The sequence below is a fragment of the Carboxylicivirga mesophila genome, from assembly GCF_018271975.1.
In the GTDB taxonomy this organism is placed as follows: Bacteria; Bacteroidota; Bacteroidia; order Bacteroidales; family Marinilabiliaceae; genus Carboxylicivirga; species Carboxylicivirga mesophila.
Genome location: NZ_JAGUCN010000001.1, coordinates 232,319 through 247,711 on the forward strand (window position 1 = coordinate 232,319; position 15,393 = coordinate 247,711).

The 15,393-nt window shown below is 37.6% G+C and carries 15 protein-coding genes; 6 read left to right on the forward strand and 9 right to left on the reverse strand.

Annotated features, from left to right (window positions below; translation table 11 throughout):
• Nucleotides 1-6: 6 nt before the first annotated feature.
• From KEM09_RS00985 to KEM09_RS00995, 3 genes are read right to left on the reverse strand one after another with little or no spacing between them, the layout of a single operon-like run.
• Nucleotides 7-963, reverse strand: a complete 957-nt coding sequence (locus KEM09_RS00985) for a glycosyltransferase family 8 protein (protein WP_212223954.1) — start codon at nucleotides 961-963, stop codon at nucleotides 7-9.
• Nucleotides 964-973: 10 nt separating this feature from the next.
• Nucleotides 974-2,278 (reverse strand): MATE family efflux transporter, encoded by a 1,305-nt coding sequence (locus KEM09_RS00990; RefSeq protein WP_212223961.1) that lies wholly within the window; start codon nucleotides 2,276-2,278, stop codon nucleotides 974-976.
• On the reverse strand, nucleotides 2,262-3,350 hold the full coding sequence (locus KEM09_RS00995) for a glycosyltransferase family protein (RefSeq protein ID WP_212223963.1): 1,089 nt from the start codon (nucleotides 3,348-3,350) through the stop codon (nucleotides 2,262-2,264). Before KEM09_RS00995 ends, KEM09_RS00990 begins: the two co-directional genes overlap by 17 nt.
• A 101-nt stretch (nucleotides 3,351-3,451) precedes the next feature.
• Here KEM09_RS00995 and KEM09_RS01000 point away from each other — a divergent pair, with 101 nt between their 5' ends.
• On the forward strand, nucleotides 3,452-4,651 hold the full coding sequence (locus KEM09_RS01000) for an ATP-grasp domain-containing protein (protein WP_212223965.1): 1,200 nt from the start codon (nucleotides 3,452-3,454) through the stop codon (nucleotides 4,649-4,651).
• Between the two features lie 4 nt (nucleotides 4,652-4,655).
• Here the strand turns inward: KEM09_RS01000 and KEM09_RS01005 are convergent, their stop codons facing one another.
• The 4 genes from KEM09_RS01005 to KEM09_RS01020 form a co-directional block, all read right to left on the reverse strand.
• On the reverse strand, nucleotides 4,656-6,053 hold the full coding sequence (locus tag KEM09_RS01005) for a hypothetical protein (RefSeq protein WP_212223967.1): 1,398 nt from the start codon (nucleotides 6,051-6,053) through the stop codon (nucleotides 4,656-4,658).
• A 356-nt stretch (nucleotides 6,054-6,409) separates the two neighbouring features.
• Nucleotides 6,410-7,348 carry a hypothetical protein gene (locus KEM09_RS01010; RefSeq protein ID WP_212223969.1) on the reverse strand — a complete coding sequence of 313 codons (939 nt, stop codon included), beginning with the start codon at nucleotides 7,346-7,348 and terminating at the stop codon, nucleotides 6,410-6,412.
• On the reverse strand, nucleotides 7,345-7,749 hold the full coding sequence (locus tag KEM09_RS01015; protein ID WP_212223971.1) for a sugar 3,4-ketoisomerase: 405 nt from the start codon (nucleotides 7,747-7,749) through the stop codon (nucleotides 7,345-7,347). Before KEM09_RS01015 ends, KEM09_RS01010 begins: the two co-directional genes overlap by 4 nt.
• On the reverse strand, nucleotides 7,746-8,162 hold the full coding sequence (locus tag KEM09_RS01020; protein ID WP_212223973.1) for a sugar 3,4-ketoisomerase: 417 nt from the start codon (nucleotides 8,160-8,162) through the stop codon (nucleotides 7,746-7,748). The genes KEM09_RS01015 and KEM09_RS01020 overlap by 4 nt, the downstream gene beginning before the upstream one ends.
• 54 nt (nucleotides 8,163-8,216) lie before the next feature.
• On the opposite strand from KEM09_RS01020, the gene KEM09_RS01025 reads away from it, so the two are divergent.
• On the forward strand, nucleotides 8,217-9,335 hold the full coding sequence (locus KEM09_RS01025) for a DegT/DnrJ/EryC1/StrS family aminotransferase (protein ID WP_212223981.1): 1,119 nt from the start codon (nucleotides 8,217-8,219) through the stop codon (nucleotides 9,333-9,335).
• 48 nt (nucleotides 9,336-9,383) lie between these two features.
• The gene (upp, locus tag KEM09_RS01030; RefSeq protein WP_212223983.1) at nucleotides 9,384-10,037 is read left to right on the forward strand and encodes a uracil phosphoribosyltransferase; all 654 of its coding nucleotides are present in this window, start codon (nucleotides 9,384-9,386) and stop codon (nucleotides 10,035-10,037) included.
• On the opposite strand, the gene folK is transcribed toward upp, so the two are convergent.
• Nucleotides 10,038-10,523: a 2-amino-4-hydroxy-6-hydroxymethyldihydropteridine diphosphokinase gene (gene folK / locus KEM09_RS01035; protein ID WP_212223985.1), complete on the reverse strand. Its 486-nt coding sequence runs from the start codon at nucleotides 10,521-10,523 to the stop codon at nucleotides 10,038-10,040.
• Nucleotides 10,524-10,674: 151 nt separating this feature from the next.
• Between folK and sppA the strand changes: the two genes are divergently transcribed.
• The 3 genes from sppA (at nucleotide 10,675) to KEM09_RS01050 (ending at nucleotide 14,333) form a co-directional block, all read left to right on the forward strand.
• Complete coding sequence (gene sppA / locus KEM09_RS01040; RefSeq protein WP_212223987.1) at nucleotides 10,675-12,435, forward strand: signal peptide peptidase SppA; 1,761 nt, start codon at nucleotides 10,675-10,677, stop codon at nucleotides 12,433-12,435.
• A 76-nt stretch (nucleotides 12,436-12,511) separates the two neighbouring features.
• Nucleotides 12,512-13,549, forward strand: coding sequence for a tetraacyldisaccharide 4'-kinase (gene lpxK / locus KEM09_RS01045; RefSeq protein WP_244824738.1), 1,038 nt, complete (start codon nucleotides 12,512-12,514; stop codon nucleotides 13,547-13,549).
• A complete protein-coding gene (locus KEM09_RS01050; protein WP_212223991.1) occupies nucleotides 13,521-14,333 on the forward strand; it encodes a purine-nucleoside phosphorylase in 813 nt (270 codons plus the stop codon). The genes lpxK and KEM09_RS01050 overlap by 29 nt, the downstream gene beginning before the upstream one ends.
• Before the next feature lie 52 nt (nucleotides 14,334-14,385).
• Here KEM09_RS01050 and KEM09_RS01055 read toward each other — a convergent pair whose 3' ends face one another.
• Nucleotides 14,386-15,360, reverse strand: a complete 975-nt coding sequence (locus tag KEM09_RS01055) for a class I SAM-dependent methyltransferase (RefSeq protein ID WP_212223993.1) — start codon at nucleotides 15,358-15,360, stop codon at nucleotides 14,386-14,388.
• Between the last annotated feature and the right edge of the window lie 33 nt (nucleotides 15,361-15,393).

Below are 15,393 nucleotides of genomic sequence, written 5' to 3' on the forward strand. Positions count from 1 at the left end.
TAAGCTTTATAAATCTTTTGGGAGCCGCAACTTAATAAAAAAAGATTTGAAGAAAATCGTAAAAATCCTCTTTAATAAAATAAATCTGTAGATACCTATATTTTTAAGTTGATTGCCAGTTTTAATATGGGTTTCAATACTATCAAAAGCTTTTAGTTGATAGTTGATATAATATTCTTCATCATAGAAGATGGATTTATTGTAATAGTTCCACCAAACATCTCCAAAAGGTTTAACACAATTCCATGGTTTTGCCAATGTATAATGGATAATTGCAGGTTTAGCAATTACCAACCCTTTTTTAAGTTTTGAATAAGTATAATTATAGGTATGTCCAAGTAGAAGGATATCACCTTTGAACAGTAGGTTTAGAATATCTTGGTCTTGGTATAAGAGCTTTAGTTTAGCTAATTGAGTGATAGAAGCATTGTATGTATCTAATTGTTTTCTAATTTTCCTTAGATTAAACAATAGAATTCCGGCATTAATATAGGATTTAGGAGACAGATTAAGGTTATTGATATAATATTTTTGTGAAAACTCCGGCGAGCCATAAAATTCAGGTATTCCACCAATTGAGTGATTTTTAATGTCAGAATGGTAAAACTCAGATAGGTCAGTGTTAACTATAGTGTCTACATCAAGGTATATAAGTTTATCAAGATGGTTAAAGATGATGGGGATTAATAACCGATAATAAGATTCTATGGTGACATCTCTGACTTCATAGGCGCCTTCAAAAGCCTTATCAACATCAATAAATTGAACCGAAGCATTTTGGTAGGTATTAGCCAGCTGATAGAATGATTTGCACTTGTCTGCATTTAGTCGTGTTGAAGCATACAAAACATAGATGATATAATGAGTCTCAGGGGCTGCATTGGCCAGCAATGATGTAACACAAACGCTAGCAGGTGTTGCAAAACTATCATTGAAGCTAATCACTATTGGGATTGATGCCATTTTTTGTTTTTTAAACAGATCGGGTGAAAATATATCTCCTGTACAAAAGTACACAAATGATAAAGTAGGTTATAGTTTTTATCATGTATGGCAGGGTAGCATAGTCGATATCCATATTTGGAATGATGGTGTAAGCTAAAATTAAGTGTAATAAGGCCATTGTAAGTTCACTGAAAATAAATATCCGAATCTTTTCCTTAATGATAAAGGTTATGGCTAAAAACCAGCTAAAGATTCTAAAAACATCGCCAATATTCTGATATAGAAATAAGCTGTCCATCCCCTCAAAGTCTTGCGAAAACAATAAATATACGATGTAATGTTTTGTTATAAATATCAGACAAATGCCAAATGTAATAATCGGCATAGCTATGCTTGATGCACCTTTAATAAAAGCATGTAGTTTTAGTGGATTGTGTATTTCCGATATTTTAGGGATGTAAAAGAGGCCTAAGGTTGAAACGCTAATGTTAAACAAGGTATTTGATAAGCGCGATAACCCTTCCCACCAACCAGTTATTTCAATAGAAAAGCTATCGGTTATGATGTTTCGTATGATGATGGATGTTATTGGACCAATGCATGAGCTAACAATTAGCATTGTGGCAAAACCAGCCAACCTCTTATGGATGTATTTTGAGAACCTAACTGATTTTAATGCATTTTTCAGAAGAGGCTTACACGTATAAATAATGATAGACAAATTGAAAAAGGCTGCAATGTAGAGTGCACTCATTGCTCCATTTATCTGCCACAGGTACATGCCAGCTATCAAAACTATAAATGACGAAATGACGAATGCTATATTAAGTTTGATGTAATTGCTATATAGTTTCAGGCCGCTAAGTATAGCTAAAAGTGCATTGGTAAGTCCGGTAGCAATGATTATAAACCAGGATAATTTGACATAGATAATGTATTCATCTGATTTGAAAAGCCAATGTGATAGTTGGGCAGAAAAGAGATAAATGAAAAGGCCTGAAATGATTGAGATGGCAATAATGGCCATAATTACATTAACTATAATCAGATTGCTTCTAAGGGGCGAATTCCGATATGCTGAGCTGAGTTTCGTAGCTCCATGGGAAATGCCTCCAGTTAAATTAGAGGTCGCCTGAATTATGCTTGAGAATTGTCCAAGTATTGCCAATCCAGCTGGTCCCAGTATGATTGACATGAATTTTATTTGTGCAATCCCTAGCACAAATCGAATAGCAACATGAATGCTGTTCTTCAATGAAATATTAAGAAAGTCATCGTATTGGCCACGGATAGCTTCTCTAATTATGTTTTTAACTTTATTGAAGCCAAACATCCAGATATTGTTTTGCTACTTTGATACTATCGTGGTTGTCAACTACAAATTTTCGACTATTAAGTGACCATTCCTCTAAAGTGTCTTTTTTGTCAAGCAATACTTCAAGCCGTTGTTGCATCTCATTGTCTGATGTATTAAGGTCAATAATGGGACGGTTGTTTGTTTCTCCAATGGCTTGATACATTTCTTCATCGGCACCACCGCCTACAATCAGACCTTTTGCTTGCGCTATCAAACCATTCATGCCAATGCCATAGGCATAAAGCTGATCGCATAATACATGGGAGTTATTAACCAACTTAATGTATTCTGAATAAGGCACCGAATTGACCACCGTTAACTTGACATCATTAGGGTATTTTGCCTTTAATGATTTTAATACATTGTGTATTCTGTCAGTTCCTTTCAACGCCATCCGATCTTTCATCAGGCCTAAAAAGAAATTGATTTTAGATGGATTTTTCCCAATGGTACTGATGTATTTAAATTTTCGGGTGTCAATCGGCAGAGGAATGTAGTGGGTTTTATCAGGAAAAGCATCTCTATAGGCGATGTGGTAACCATTGGAGATGGCTATTATGCCGTCGCATTTTTCAGGAACTTTGATGCCTAAGTTTCTAAATGATCGATTATGGATCTGTTCTTTTAAATTGGATATGTAGGGATCGCTTTGTATAGCTTCGTTGTAAAACACAGAATATTTTAGTTGTCCACTTAAGGCATATTTGATGTAGTGGTACTCCATGCCTGCCGCGCACATATATATCTTGTTATTCAGCTGCTTAAGGATGTCGAAATAAATGCTTGATGCAACTGGGCGCGACATCAGAAAATTGGGTGCGATCACTTGTACTACATCGTAGCCTGATAGCTTTGGAATTGACTTTATTAGTTTTAAAGAGAAAGCTAACTTTTTGAGTCGCTCTGGTTGTTTTAAGTCAATTTCTCTTGGGATCTGTTTCCAGTAATCACCGCTCGAAGCCAAGGTGACTTCGATCCCCAGCTCCTTTAAGCCAAGATATAAATTGTAGTGCAGGCTGCTATATTCACCTATTAATAATACTTTCATGCTGTTGGTTATAACTAGCTAACGTTATTTATGCAAAAATATTAGTCATATAGGTTAGTATTGTTGTTAGCAAGTGTAATTCTTTCTTATTTTGTCACACAATGATTGCTGATAAAAAAAAGAAGATACTAGTTCTACCTGCTATATTTGATCATGTAGATTTAATAATTGAAGCCAAAAATAATGGCTATCATGTAATTACATGTGATAATCAGGTGAATAATGTAGGACATAGCTATTCAGATGAGGTCGCTTTGATTGATCTATTGGATCATAAATCAATGCTTAAATTCTCATTAGACATGGGCATTGATGCCATTATATCTTTTAGTACAGATATTGGTGCAGTACCTGCTGCCTTGGTGGCTGATAAGCTTCAGTTGCCTGGCGCAGGTTATAAGGCTGTTGATATTATGGCGAATAAGGATAAGTTCAGGAAATTCCAGAAAGAGAATGGGTTATCTTTTCCAGCGTATCAAGTTGTCAGTTGTTATGAAGAGTTAGATGGTACCACATTGGATTTTCCAGTTGTTGTTAAACCTATAGATAGAGCAGGAAGTAAAGGAGTATCAGTTGTAAATAGTCTATCTGAATTAAAAACAAAACTTCCCTTTGCAGTCAATTTATCATTAAAAGGGAAGGTCATTGTTGAGAGATTTATTAGTTCAGAGTACCATCAGGTTCATGGAGATGTTATTGTTCAGAATGGAGAAATAATATTCTCTTGTTTGGGAGATCAGGTTTTTAATACATTTGGAGGAAGGTGTTTGCCAATTGCAACCTTATTTCCCACGTCAATATCAAAACGTATTTATGATAAAATTATAAGTCAGTTACAGCATTTTGTAACTTTAGTTGGATATAAAAATGGTGGAATTAATGTTGAAGTAAGAGTTGGTAATGCAGGTAATATATGTTTTATAGAATTAGGACCTCGTTTTGGGGGAAACTTTATCCCAAAGACCATCGGATTGGCTTGTGGTATTAATCTTACAAGATTTGCAATTAATTTGGCGAATGGGATTCCAATTAGTATAGGGAATTATACCGTTAATCCCCGTATCTTTCAATTCATACTTCGTGCAGATAGACTAGGTTGTTTTAAGGGTGTTATATTGAAGAATACAGATGAGTTTAGTGTGTTAAGTGAGTTTACTCAATATAACATTAATGATAGAATTGAGAATCTTGATGGACCTAGTAGCATAGTCGGTATTTATGTTATTGAAGCAGTTACTAAATCCCTTCGAGGTAGAATTGTAGAAAACCACATTGATTTCTTCGAAATTAAGATAGTTTGATAGGCTATAATTCTGGTTCATAGATTGAAAAATACTCATCGTCTAAATAAAGCGTATACTTATTTCTTGTTAGAAATTCCTTTAAAGCTTTGTGACTTTCAGCTCTGTTTAGATAGGAATCAGGCCTGTTTTCGTTTAAGTAGTCCTCAGTTGGCGGTGAAAATGCCATTATTGTTTCAAATTTTTGGACAATAACATATGGTTTTGTTTTAATTTCCGATTCTGCTCTTAAAAGTTGCTGCTTAAAATTATAGCTATCGTATGCCCAAACCCACGGATTGTAAACATATGGTCTGGTTTCTGTCAGGTAATGAAGCACCGGAAACTTATCATAGACAAGTAAATAGTCATTTGGTTTCACTATTTGTGATGTTTGTTCTAAAATATGATTGATAATGGAGGCTCTTTGCATTGTGGTGTAAATATTTTGCGACAAGTCTGAGTTTACCAGGCTTGTTTTATGAAACCTGCTACCAGGATCAAAGTAGGCGCCATTAGCAATTTGAAAGCTTTTTACCAGAAAAAAGGCGCTTATAAAAATAATGGAAGCTAATTTAATAGTGCTTGTATCCATGAAACCACTGATTTTAGTTGTGGCTGATGAAATCCGTAAATCAATCTCTTTCAGGTGACGGATAGCAAAGAAAAAAAAAGGAAGACTTACCCACATAGAACTATGACCAATGCTATGAATGCCTGGATCCGTTCCTAATGGAAGGAAAAATGCTGTGACGAATGCGCCGAATGCAATTACTCTCGTTTGAATCTTTTGATTGGAGTTTATGGCCAAAATTAATGTACTCGTTATAGCCAAAAAGTAGGTGATAAATATCGGATTGTTCCAAACAACAAAAATATTGAATAAAAGAGCGGCAGTATACCAAAGAATGGAGCAAATTGTTTTGTTGCATAAAGGCTTAATAAAGCCCAGTGCAGCAGTGAAGCTCACCCATAATAGCCCCATTTTAGTTACATGAAGGTAATCTTTAGCATATTTCTTTGCCAAAAGAAGTAGATTGTGATTGCTATCAGATGCAACGGCATGATTGGTAATGGATTGGATTGCCTTTTTGTATATATCAAAATGACCAATGTATTTCATCAATAGAATAATGGCAGAAACACTAAGCATGATTCCTCCACAATATAGAAGGGCACTCCTGATTGTTGACTTCCAGGTAATATTGCTGTTGATGGTTTGATAGAATAATATTGTGAGTAATTGCGCTGCGATGGTTATTGTAGGTAAACTGGCAAACATACTTAGTCCGGTTAGAATACCTGAGATGGCTACCATCATCAACTTATTGTTTAGCAAACCCCTAAATAGCATTAGCATGATGATTACAGAAAGAAAGCCAGAAAGTGTATTGTAGCTAAAATTAACAACACCAAATCCCATACTCACCATTAACATCAATAGGCTGATTAAGATATACTTTTTATGAATATATGGTAAAAGTGTTCTATAGCTAATAAACATGGTGCCCATTAATGTAACAGCACCTAAAATACGGAAACTGATAATGCCTCCCATCGGAAATAATTGGTACCATAGGCCTCCTGTTATGGTTGTTAGCCAAAAGAGCATATTGTATTCAATTGAATCTGGTGCCGAGAAAACCATTTGGTAAGAAGAAAGTGCAAATCCTTCGTCGCACACATCAAAACCTTGCAACATCACCACGCTGTAGTAGATTGCAATAAATAAAAATGTAAAAGCAGTTATATGTGTATTAAAAAACTTAAAAAAGGTCTTCATCGTAATTCGTAAAAAAAAGTATTGTTGGCTATGCTTCTGGCCCCAAAGCCTTCTTTTTGGTTGATTAAGCCATGGTTTAATACCGCCCCATTTTGCTCATTAGAATGCCCGAAGTCGAGGTATTGAAAGTTTTTAGAGAAGATATTGATAAGTTGAAAATAGATGGCGTCAATTGCGCCCACTTGCTTGCCTAATGATGAAGCGTGTGCATACTGTACCTTAACAACATTGGAGAAGATATAAATAACAGCTCCGGCAACTACTTCATTGTTGAGTTTGGCAGTAACTAGCTTAATATTATCAGGAAAAAGTTGCTTAAGGTGGAGCATTTCTTCAACAATATGCACAGGTTTCTGCTTGTATTTAATCCACATGTTTTTAGTCATAATATTCCAAAAGGCAGTATAGTTTTCACTGAAGGCGATTGCTAACGGATGTTCTTTTGCTTTATTTAAACTTCTTTTACGGAGGCGGGATATCTTCAGTGGAGCTTTCAAGTCAATTACCGAAGCCAGATTACACGCAGAAAGCTGAGCACGGTTCATAAAGAGCATATATTTGAGCTCATCGCTGAAATGTGAACAGTAAATAGACGGTAGTTCCCTAATCTCAACCCTTGCGATGTTATTTGATGAAAAGAAGGCGTTGAGGGCTTCGAAATAAATTAAGATGTCGGTAGTTTTACTATTGTTATCACTAATTAGACCACCAAAGGTCAAACCTTGGTGACTGTAAATCGTTGCTTCTTTTCTATTAGCCGGGAATGCCGCAATAAGCCTTTTTTTCTTGTATATAAGCACTGAGTAGTCCTCAAAGCGATCAGCGTGATACTCCATGTAATCACGTTTATGCAGAAAGGTGCCATTCTTGCTTGTGCTAATAAATTCATCCCACTCTGCTTTTTTGCTTTTCTCGTATCTGACTACTTCTATCATTTTTTATGCAGCTTAAAATCCTCGTAGTTTCTAATGTAGTCTGACTCTGTATATACATCTGAAGCCAATACCAAAACAACACTGCCCGAACTAAAATTATTTATTTCCCGCCAGATGCCTGGTTTAACCAGCAGGCCAATGTTTGGTTTGTTCAGAAAGATAGATTTACAACTGTGGCCATCATCAATAATAACCTCAAAACTGCCTGATGCTGCAATAATAAGCTGTTGCAAAGCTTTATGGGCATGGCCACCTCTTTCTGCTCCACTGGGTATGTCGTAGGTATAATAAACCCGTTTTACATCAAATGGCATTTTAGAACCTTGCGCAACAGATAGCCTGCCTGCCTCAGAATTGATTTGAGGGATGTTGATTAATATGCAGTCTTCAACGCTGTTCATAGGTTTACAAGTGCTTTGTAGGTTTTCCAATCGTAAATGTAATCATCTTCTTGATATGCAGAACTGCTCAAGATAAGGGCAACTGCATTGGTGGTGAATGAGTGAAGCATGCGCCAGGTAAGGTTTTTAATGTATAACCCTGTATTGGGTGATTTTAGTTCTACAGATCGCATCTCCTTGCCATTACTGATGTCAACCATAAAACTGCCGGAGAGAGGAATGATGAATTCATGAGCAGTATGATAGGCATGCCCTTTGCCTCTCGCTGATGCTCCCGGTATATCATAAAGCCAATAAGTGCGACAAATCTCAAACGGGACATGATTATTCCCTTCAATAAAGCTCAAATTTCCCCTCGAATCAGTTATCTTCGGCAATGTAACTAATTGGTATAGCTCTGTGATCTTACTCATATGGTTTAGTCCGTTCTCATAAGTTAAACTAATTTATTTATCGAATATTGTCTCATGCAAATACCTTTTCTGGAACTTAAAAGAGTTAATCACAGCTATCACGATGAATTTCAAAGGGTTTTTAGTGAGGTGCTGGAGGCTGGCTGGTATCTGCAAGGTGAACAAAACAAGTTGTTTGCCCAAGAGTTATCCGCCATAATTGAGGCATCTGTGATTGGTACAGGTAACGGACTGGATGCACTCAGGCTAATTTTCAGAGCTTATAAAGAATTAGGGCAATTAGCAGATGGTGATGAAGTTATTGTACCTGCTAATACCTATATAGCAAGTATCCTGGCTGTTAGTGATAATAACCTGAAGCCTGTGCTGATTGAACCGGAACCAGATACCTTCAATATCGATTCATCATTAATTGAGGCCCACATAAGCTCAAAAACAAGGGCAATTTTGGTGGTGCATCTGTATGGCTTAATAGCTGGCATGGATGAGATTAATGCTATTGCGAAGCGCAATAATCTTTTGGTCATAGAAGATAATGCGCAGGCAATAGGGGCAAGTTATGGTGGTCGAATGAGTGGAAACCTTGGCCATGCAGCAGCTTTTAGCTTTTATCCAGGTAAGAATATTGGTGCCTTGGGCGACGGCGGGGCTGTTAGTTCAAATGATAATCAACTTATTCAAGTAGTTGGTTCATTGGCTAACTATGGCTCTTCTGAGAAGTATATTAATGAATTTAAGGGATTTAACTCTCGATTGGATGAGGTACAGGCAGCTTTCCTGCGAATTAAGTTAAAGGATTTATCAGCGATAACTGATGCCAGACGAGCTATTGCTTGTGAATACTTAAATCGCATTAATAATAAATACCTGACACTTCCTAAGAAACCGATAAACGATAAGCATCATGCATGGCATTTATTCGTTATTCGTACACACTATCGTGATGAGTTAATGGCCTATTTGGCTAATCAAGGTATTGGAACGATGATTCATTATCCGGTTCCACCGCATCTTCAAAAAGCATACAGTGAGTTAAAAAATATGAACTTGCCTATTACAGGGGAGTTGCATAAAACTGTATTGAGCATTCCGCTACACCAGTGTTTATCTGCTATTGAAGTAGATTATATTATTGATGCGCTAAATCGGTTTTGCCCCAATGCTGCTGAATAACACTGTCACTCTCCCTATTTTTTATTTACTTTGCAGCAAAATTTCCAAATGCAAACAATAATATTCAATCAACAACAAAGCATTTTTAATCGCTTTATTGCAGAGATTCGTGACACTTCCATTCAGACCGATCCAATGCGTTTTCGTCGAAACATAGAACGTATGGGAGAAATTATGGCCTATGAAATAAGCAAAGAATTCCCTCATGCAGCAAAGGATGTCACTACGCCCTTGGGTATAGCTACAGAAACGGTTATGACTGAGGAACCTGTTATTGCATCCATATTAAGAGCCGGATTGCCATTACACCAGGGTTTGTTAAACTATTTTGATCATGCCGAGAATGCATTTGTTTCGGCTTATCGTAAATACAACGAAAAGGGTGATTTTGATATTCACATTGAATACATTTCATCGCCTTCTTTGAATGATAAAATAGTTCTTTTGAGTGACCCAATGCTTGCCACAGGTACATCCATTGAGTTAGCTTATAAAGCCTTGCTGCATAAAGGAAAACCAAAGCATGTTCATATTGTTTCTTTAATTGCCAGCGAAGCAGGTGTGCAGTATGTTCAGAATATGTTTAAAGATGAACCAGTGACTTTGTGGCTGGGGGCAGTAGATGAAGAACTGAACTCAAAGTCATACATTGTACCAGGTATTGGCGATGCTGGCGATTTAGCATACGGCAGTAAAATATAATTAAAGACGCTGTACAATTCCCTTATCCGGGCACTCATGCGTAAGCTGGGTGATGGTCTTCCTGAAAGAAGGATGCTCAAAGTCTGACCAATAGTCCATCAAGGGCAGGAGCGTGAATTTTCGTTCGTGAAGCCTGGGATGTGGTACTTTTAGTTGGAGTAAGTCAATTTGCAGATCGTCAATAAATAAAATATCAATATCAATAAGCCGGGACTCATAATGGGTTCCGGTTTTTGTTTGTCGCCCCATTTGTAGCTCAATAGATTGGGTAATGGTTAGTAATTCAGTAGCTTCTATTGTTGAATGGAATTCAACCACCTGATTGATGAAGTTTTGAGAAGCCTCGAAGCCCCATGGCTCACTCTCGTAATACGCCGATTGAAGAATGGGGGCGCCCAAACGCTCAGATAGCAGAGCCACGGCGTTTTTACAGGCTGCAATTACATCGCCCTGATTGCCACCTAACAATAAAATTTGTCTATTCATGCTAAAATTTAATGTTTTAGAAACAAAAACCGACCAAACGGTTTAGTATATTTGTCGTCGAAATTTTGAGGTTTATTTGTAAGTTATTTTTAATACTTTTGTTAAAATACAGTTGAACGAATCAATTACAACTAAACTCAATTCTATCATTATGGTAAAATTTTTCAAATACATGTTTGCCACCTTCGCGGGTGGTATTGTCGCAGCTTTTGTGCTGTTCATTTTCTTTATTGCTATGCTTTCGGGCTTAGCAGCTATGGGCGAAAAAGAAACAAAGATAAAGGAAAATACGATTCTTCTGTTGGATCTGAATGGACCTATCGTTGATCGGGTAACGGATGATCCTTTTGCCGATGCTTTTGCATCATTAACAGGCGAGCCAACGCCGGAAGGTTTGAACCGTTTGCTTAGTAATATAGAAAAAGCTAAACGGGATGACAATATCTCTGGTATTGTGCTCGAATCGGGCATGGTGCAAGCTGGTTATGCCACTATTGAGGAGATACGAAATGCACTGATTGATTTTAAAACATCGGGCAAGTTCATCTACAGCTTTTCACCAATCTATACTCAAAAGGCTTATTACTTGGCATCTGTAGCCGACAAGATTTACCTTAATCCATCGGGTATGTTGGAATTAAAGGGTATGTATGCCGAACGCATGTTTTTTAAGAAAGCATTGGAGAAGGTAGGTGTTGAAATACAAGTATTTAAACATGGCAAGTTTAAGTCTGCCGTTGAACCCTTTTTGTTAGAAGAAATGAGTGAACCTGCACGTTTGCAGACAGAGGTTTACATTAACTCCATGTGGAATCATGTGAAAGTGGGTATTGCTGAAGCGCGTGGGTTAACACCAGAGAAAGTATCAGCATTGGCCGATGAAATGCCGATGTTCAGGTCTGATGAGATGCTTATTGAATCAGGTTTGATAGATGGTTTAAAATATAAGGATGAGGTGCTAAACGAGCTTAAAGAAGTTGTGGGTATTGATGAAACAGATGACCTTGAAGCTATTAAGAATAATAAGTATGCCAAAGTGTTTGTTTCAGAAGGTAAAGGCTTTATCAGACAGAAAATCGCTGTAATCTATGCCGAAGGCGATATCGATGGCACTTCGACAGATGGTATAAAATCCGATAAACTGTCAAAGACTATCCGTAAAGCACGTCGCGACAGCTCCATTAAAGCAATTGTATTCAGGGTAAATTCTCCGGGCGGATCAGCCCTTGGTTCTGAAATTATCTGGCGTGAAGTCAAATTAGCCCAGGAAACTAAGCCAGTCATCGTTTCAATGGGTAACTACGCAGCATCAGGAGGCTACTATATCTCGTGTGCGGCTGATAAGATTGTGGCTAATCCAACTACTCTGACCGGTTCAATAGGTATTTTCGGTATGATACCAAATGCTGAAGAGTTAACCAATAAGCTGGGTGTTAGCTTTGATGGAGTAAAAACCAATAAGTTTGCTGATATGCCAAGTATCACAAGACCTTTCCGTAAAGATGAGAAAGAGTTGCTGCAGGCATACATTGTTAAAGGTTACGATACATTTATTGGCCGATGTGCCGATGGTCGTAATACCACAAAAGAAGCTATTGATGAGATTGGTCAGGGACGTGTGTGGAGTGGTGTTAATGCGCTGGATATTGACCTTGTGGATGAAATTGGTGGTATTAATAAGGCCATTGAGCTGGCTAAAGATGCTGCTGACCTGGATGAATATAGGGTGGTTGAATTACCAGAGGTGGAAGATCCTATACAACAGCTAATGAAGGATCTGACTGGCGAAGCCCGCATGTTTGTAGGTAAGTCGTTAATGGGTGATGAATATAAGTATATCCAAACGCTCGAAAATTTAAAGAATGGCTATCAGATTCAGGCGCGTATACCGTATAATCTGGAAATAAAATAAATTTAAAATATTAAATGAGGCAGGTTGCCCAATGGGTGACCTGTTTTTTTGTCAAAACGAAAACAGAATAGTATCCATGAGGCTCCGGAAATTACTTTATCCCTTTAGCATTGTTTATGGCGGAATTACTACGCTGCGAAACAAGCTTTTTGATGCCGGGGTACTTAGCTCACAAAGTTATGAGCTGCCAATTATCTCAGTGGGGAATATTACGGTTGGTGGAACAGGCAAGACACCGCTTACTGAGTATCTCATCCGATTGCTTAATGATGAGTATAAGCTTTGTTTATTAAGTCGTGGTTATAAGCGCCAAACCAAAGGTGCCATATTGGCTCAGCCAGATTGCAGTGCAGAAACAATTGGTGATGAGCCGTTCCAGATTATGCAGAAATTTCCAGGCATAAATGTGGTGGTGGCAGAAAAGCGTATTGAAGGCATGGAGCTTATTTTGAGTGGTACCAAAACAGATTTGGTACTGATGGATGATGCCTATCAGCATCGCTATGTCAAGCCTGGCTTTTCCATTCTGGTCATTGATTATAATCGGCCATTATGGAAAGATTGTCCCTTTCCGGCAGGCAATTTAAGAGAAGCATCTAAAGGGCAGTCGCGTGCCGATATAATTGTAGTAAATAAATGTCCTGATGATTTGTCTGAAGACGATAAAGCATATTGGTTAAGTAAGTTAAAGGCAACAAATGAACAGCAGGTGTTTTTTACAACTATACGATATGGACAACCACAAATGATAGGCGAAGTAGATAAGTCTCCCGTTTTGCCGGCCGGTGAGATGGTAGCTCTTGCCGGTATCGCCCAGCCATCTGGTTTTTTTAATCACGTCAATAAATCATTTAAGGTGGTTGAAAAAATGATCTACCCCGATCATCATCACTTTTCAACAATAGATATTGAGCTGATAGCGACAAAGCTTAAACAACCTGGAAGGGGTCTGGTAACTACCGAAAAAGACGCAGTGCGCTTGAAAGGCCTGGCAAAAAATCTGCCAGCGAAATGTTGGTTTGTACCCATTGAACTGGAGATACTTTTTAATGAAGAAAAACAATTTGAAAATAGAATACGCAACTATGTTAGAAACCATTCAAATAACAGCTGATTACTTAGCTTCGCAGAGTAATATAAAGCCTGTGATTGGCATCATACTGGGAACCGGTTTAGGCGGTTTGGTGCAGGAGATTGAGATTGAAAAGTCAATTCCTTATGAAGATATTCCTAACTTTCCGGTATCAACTGTTGAGGGGCACAGCGGACGCCTTATTTTTGGTACCATTAATAATGTGCCCATATTAGCTATGCAAGGTCGTTTTCACTATTACGAAGGCTACAACATGCAGGAGGTGACATTCCCCGTTCGTGTTATGAAGCAAATGGGTATTAACACTTTGTTTGTTTCAAATGCCAGTGGTGGACTAAATCCTGATTATGTGGTAGGCGATATCATGGTGATTAACGATCACATTAATATGTTTGGTGACAATCCGCTTATTGGTAAAAACAATAATAAGTTGGGGCCTCGCTTTCCCGATATGAGTGAGCCGTACAGTAAACAGTTTATTGCCGAAGCACTTGAAATTGGAAAGGAGAATGGTATTGATCTGAAAGAAGGGGTTTATGTAGGTACTACAGGTCCAACCTTTGAAACACCAGCCGAATATAAGATGTTCCGGATTCTGGGTGCCGATGCGGTGGGTATGTCTACTGTACCTGAAGTGATAGTGGCTCGTCACATGGACATGAAGTGTTTTGGTATCTCTATTATTACCGACTCTGGTGTACCCGGACAGATTGTGGAGGTGTCACACGAAGAAGTGCAGGAGGTAGCAGCAGCAGCAGAACCTAAAATGACAAAAGTTATTAAGGAGCTGGTAAGCAGGGTGTAAAATATTTTTAGGATTGACTAACCTTTTTCTTGTGATAGAGGTTAGTCTTTGTTTACTTTTTTTGATATACACCGAAAACGAAATCAGATGGATGCTTTTTTAGATAATCATCCTCCACGGCAATCAGTTTGTCTAAAACTGATTTAGTTTCATCACTTTCTTCAATAAAGTTATGAGCAATATCTTTGAGTGCACTCATAAGTATATTGCCACCATATGGTCGTTCATCTAATACTTTAAAATGCTTATGAATTGCAGGCATTATATTGTATGAATCTACACATTCTGATGGATCGGCTATATACATTCTTACAAGCCCAGAACCTGAAAAGCTATTTTTGTAAAGTGAAGTATTAAGTCTTCGTCTTAATCTTTTAGGGATTAATTTTATTGCCTGGTTTATCGTCTTTATTTGCTCCCTGGGGAATTGTAGCCTATTGGCCCCAACAAATTCATTTATCAAAAGAATACCATCCTGTGGCAAAAGTGGGAGTATTGTATTGCTCAATAAAGAATCGACCTTTTTAAAATGATGGAGCGAAGCATTGAACATTACAATATCGAATTGCTTTTTAGACAAATCAAGATTAGCTAGATTGGCACAAATAAACTCAATATTTGTAAGGTTTTTCTTCGATGCTTTTTTTTGTGCAAGTTCAATATTAAAAGGAGATAAGTCAACACATGTTATCATCTTAAAATTTCTGTAGCCTGCAAATCTTATCTCATGTTCACAACTACCGCTGCCAATAGAAAGTAGCTTAAGATTTGATCGTTTACCCAGTACTGAGTTTACAAAGTAGGCTTCATACCCCTGAGTTTCGTTTCCTGAAATTCTTTTATTCCAGTGCTTTTGAATATATGGTATATCCCACCAGTTTGAACTGAATTGAGCCGATTTATCAAAGGCTGATATGGTTCGTGATGTTCCCGAGAATGAAAGCTTTGATAAAAGAAAACGATAACCTCTTTGTTTACCCTTTAGTAATAGGTCCCGTGCATCTTCAAATGTAAAAAGACGTACCATGAAAAGACAGGTTTACAAGTAGTTTAAAATTAT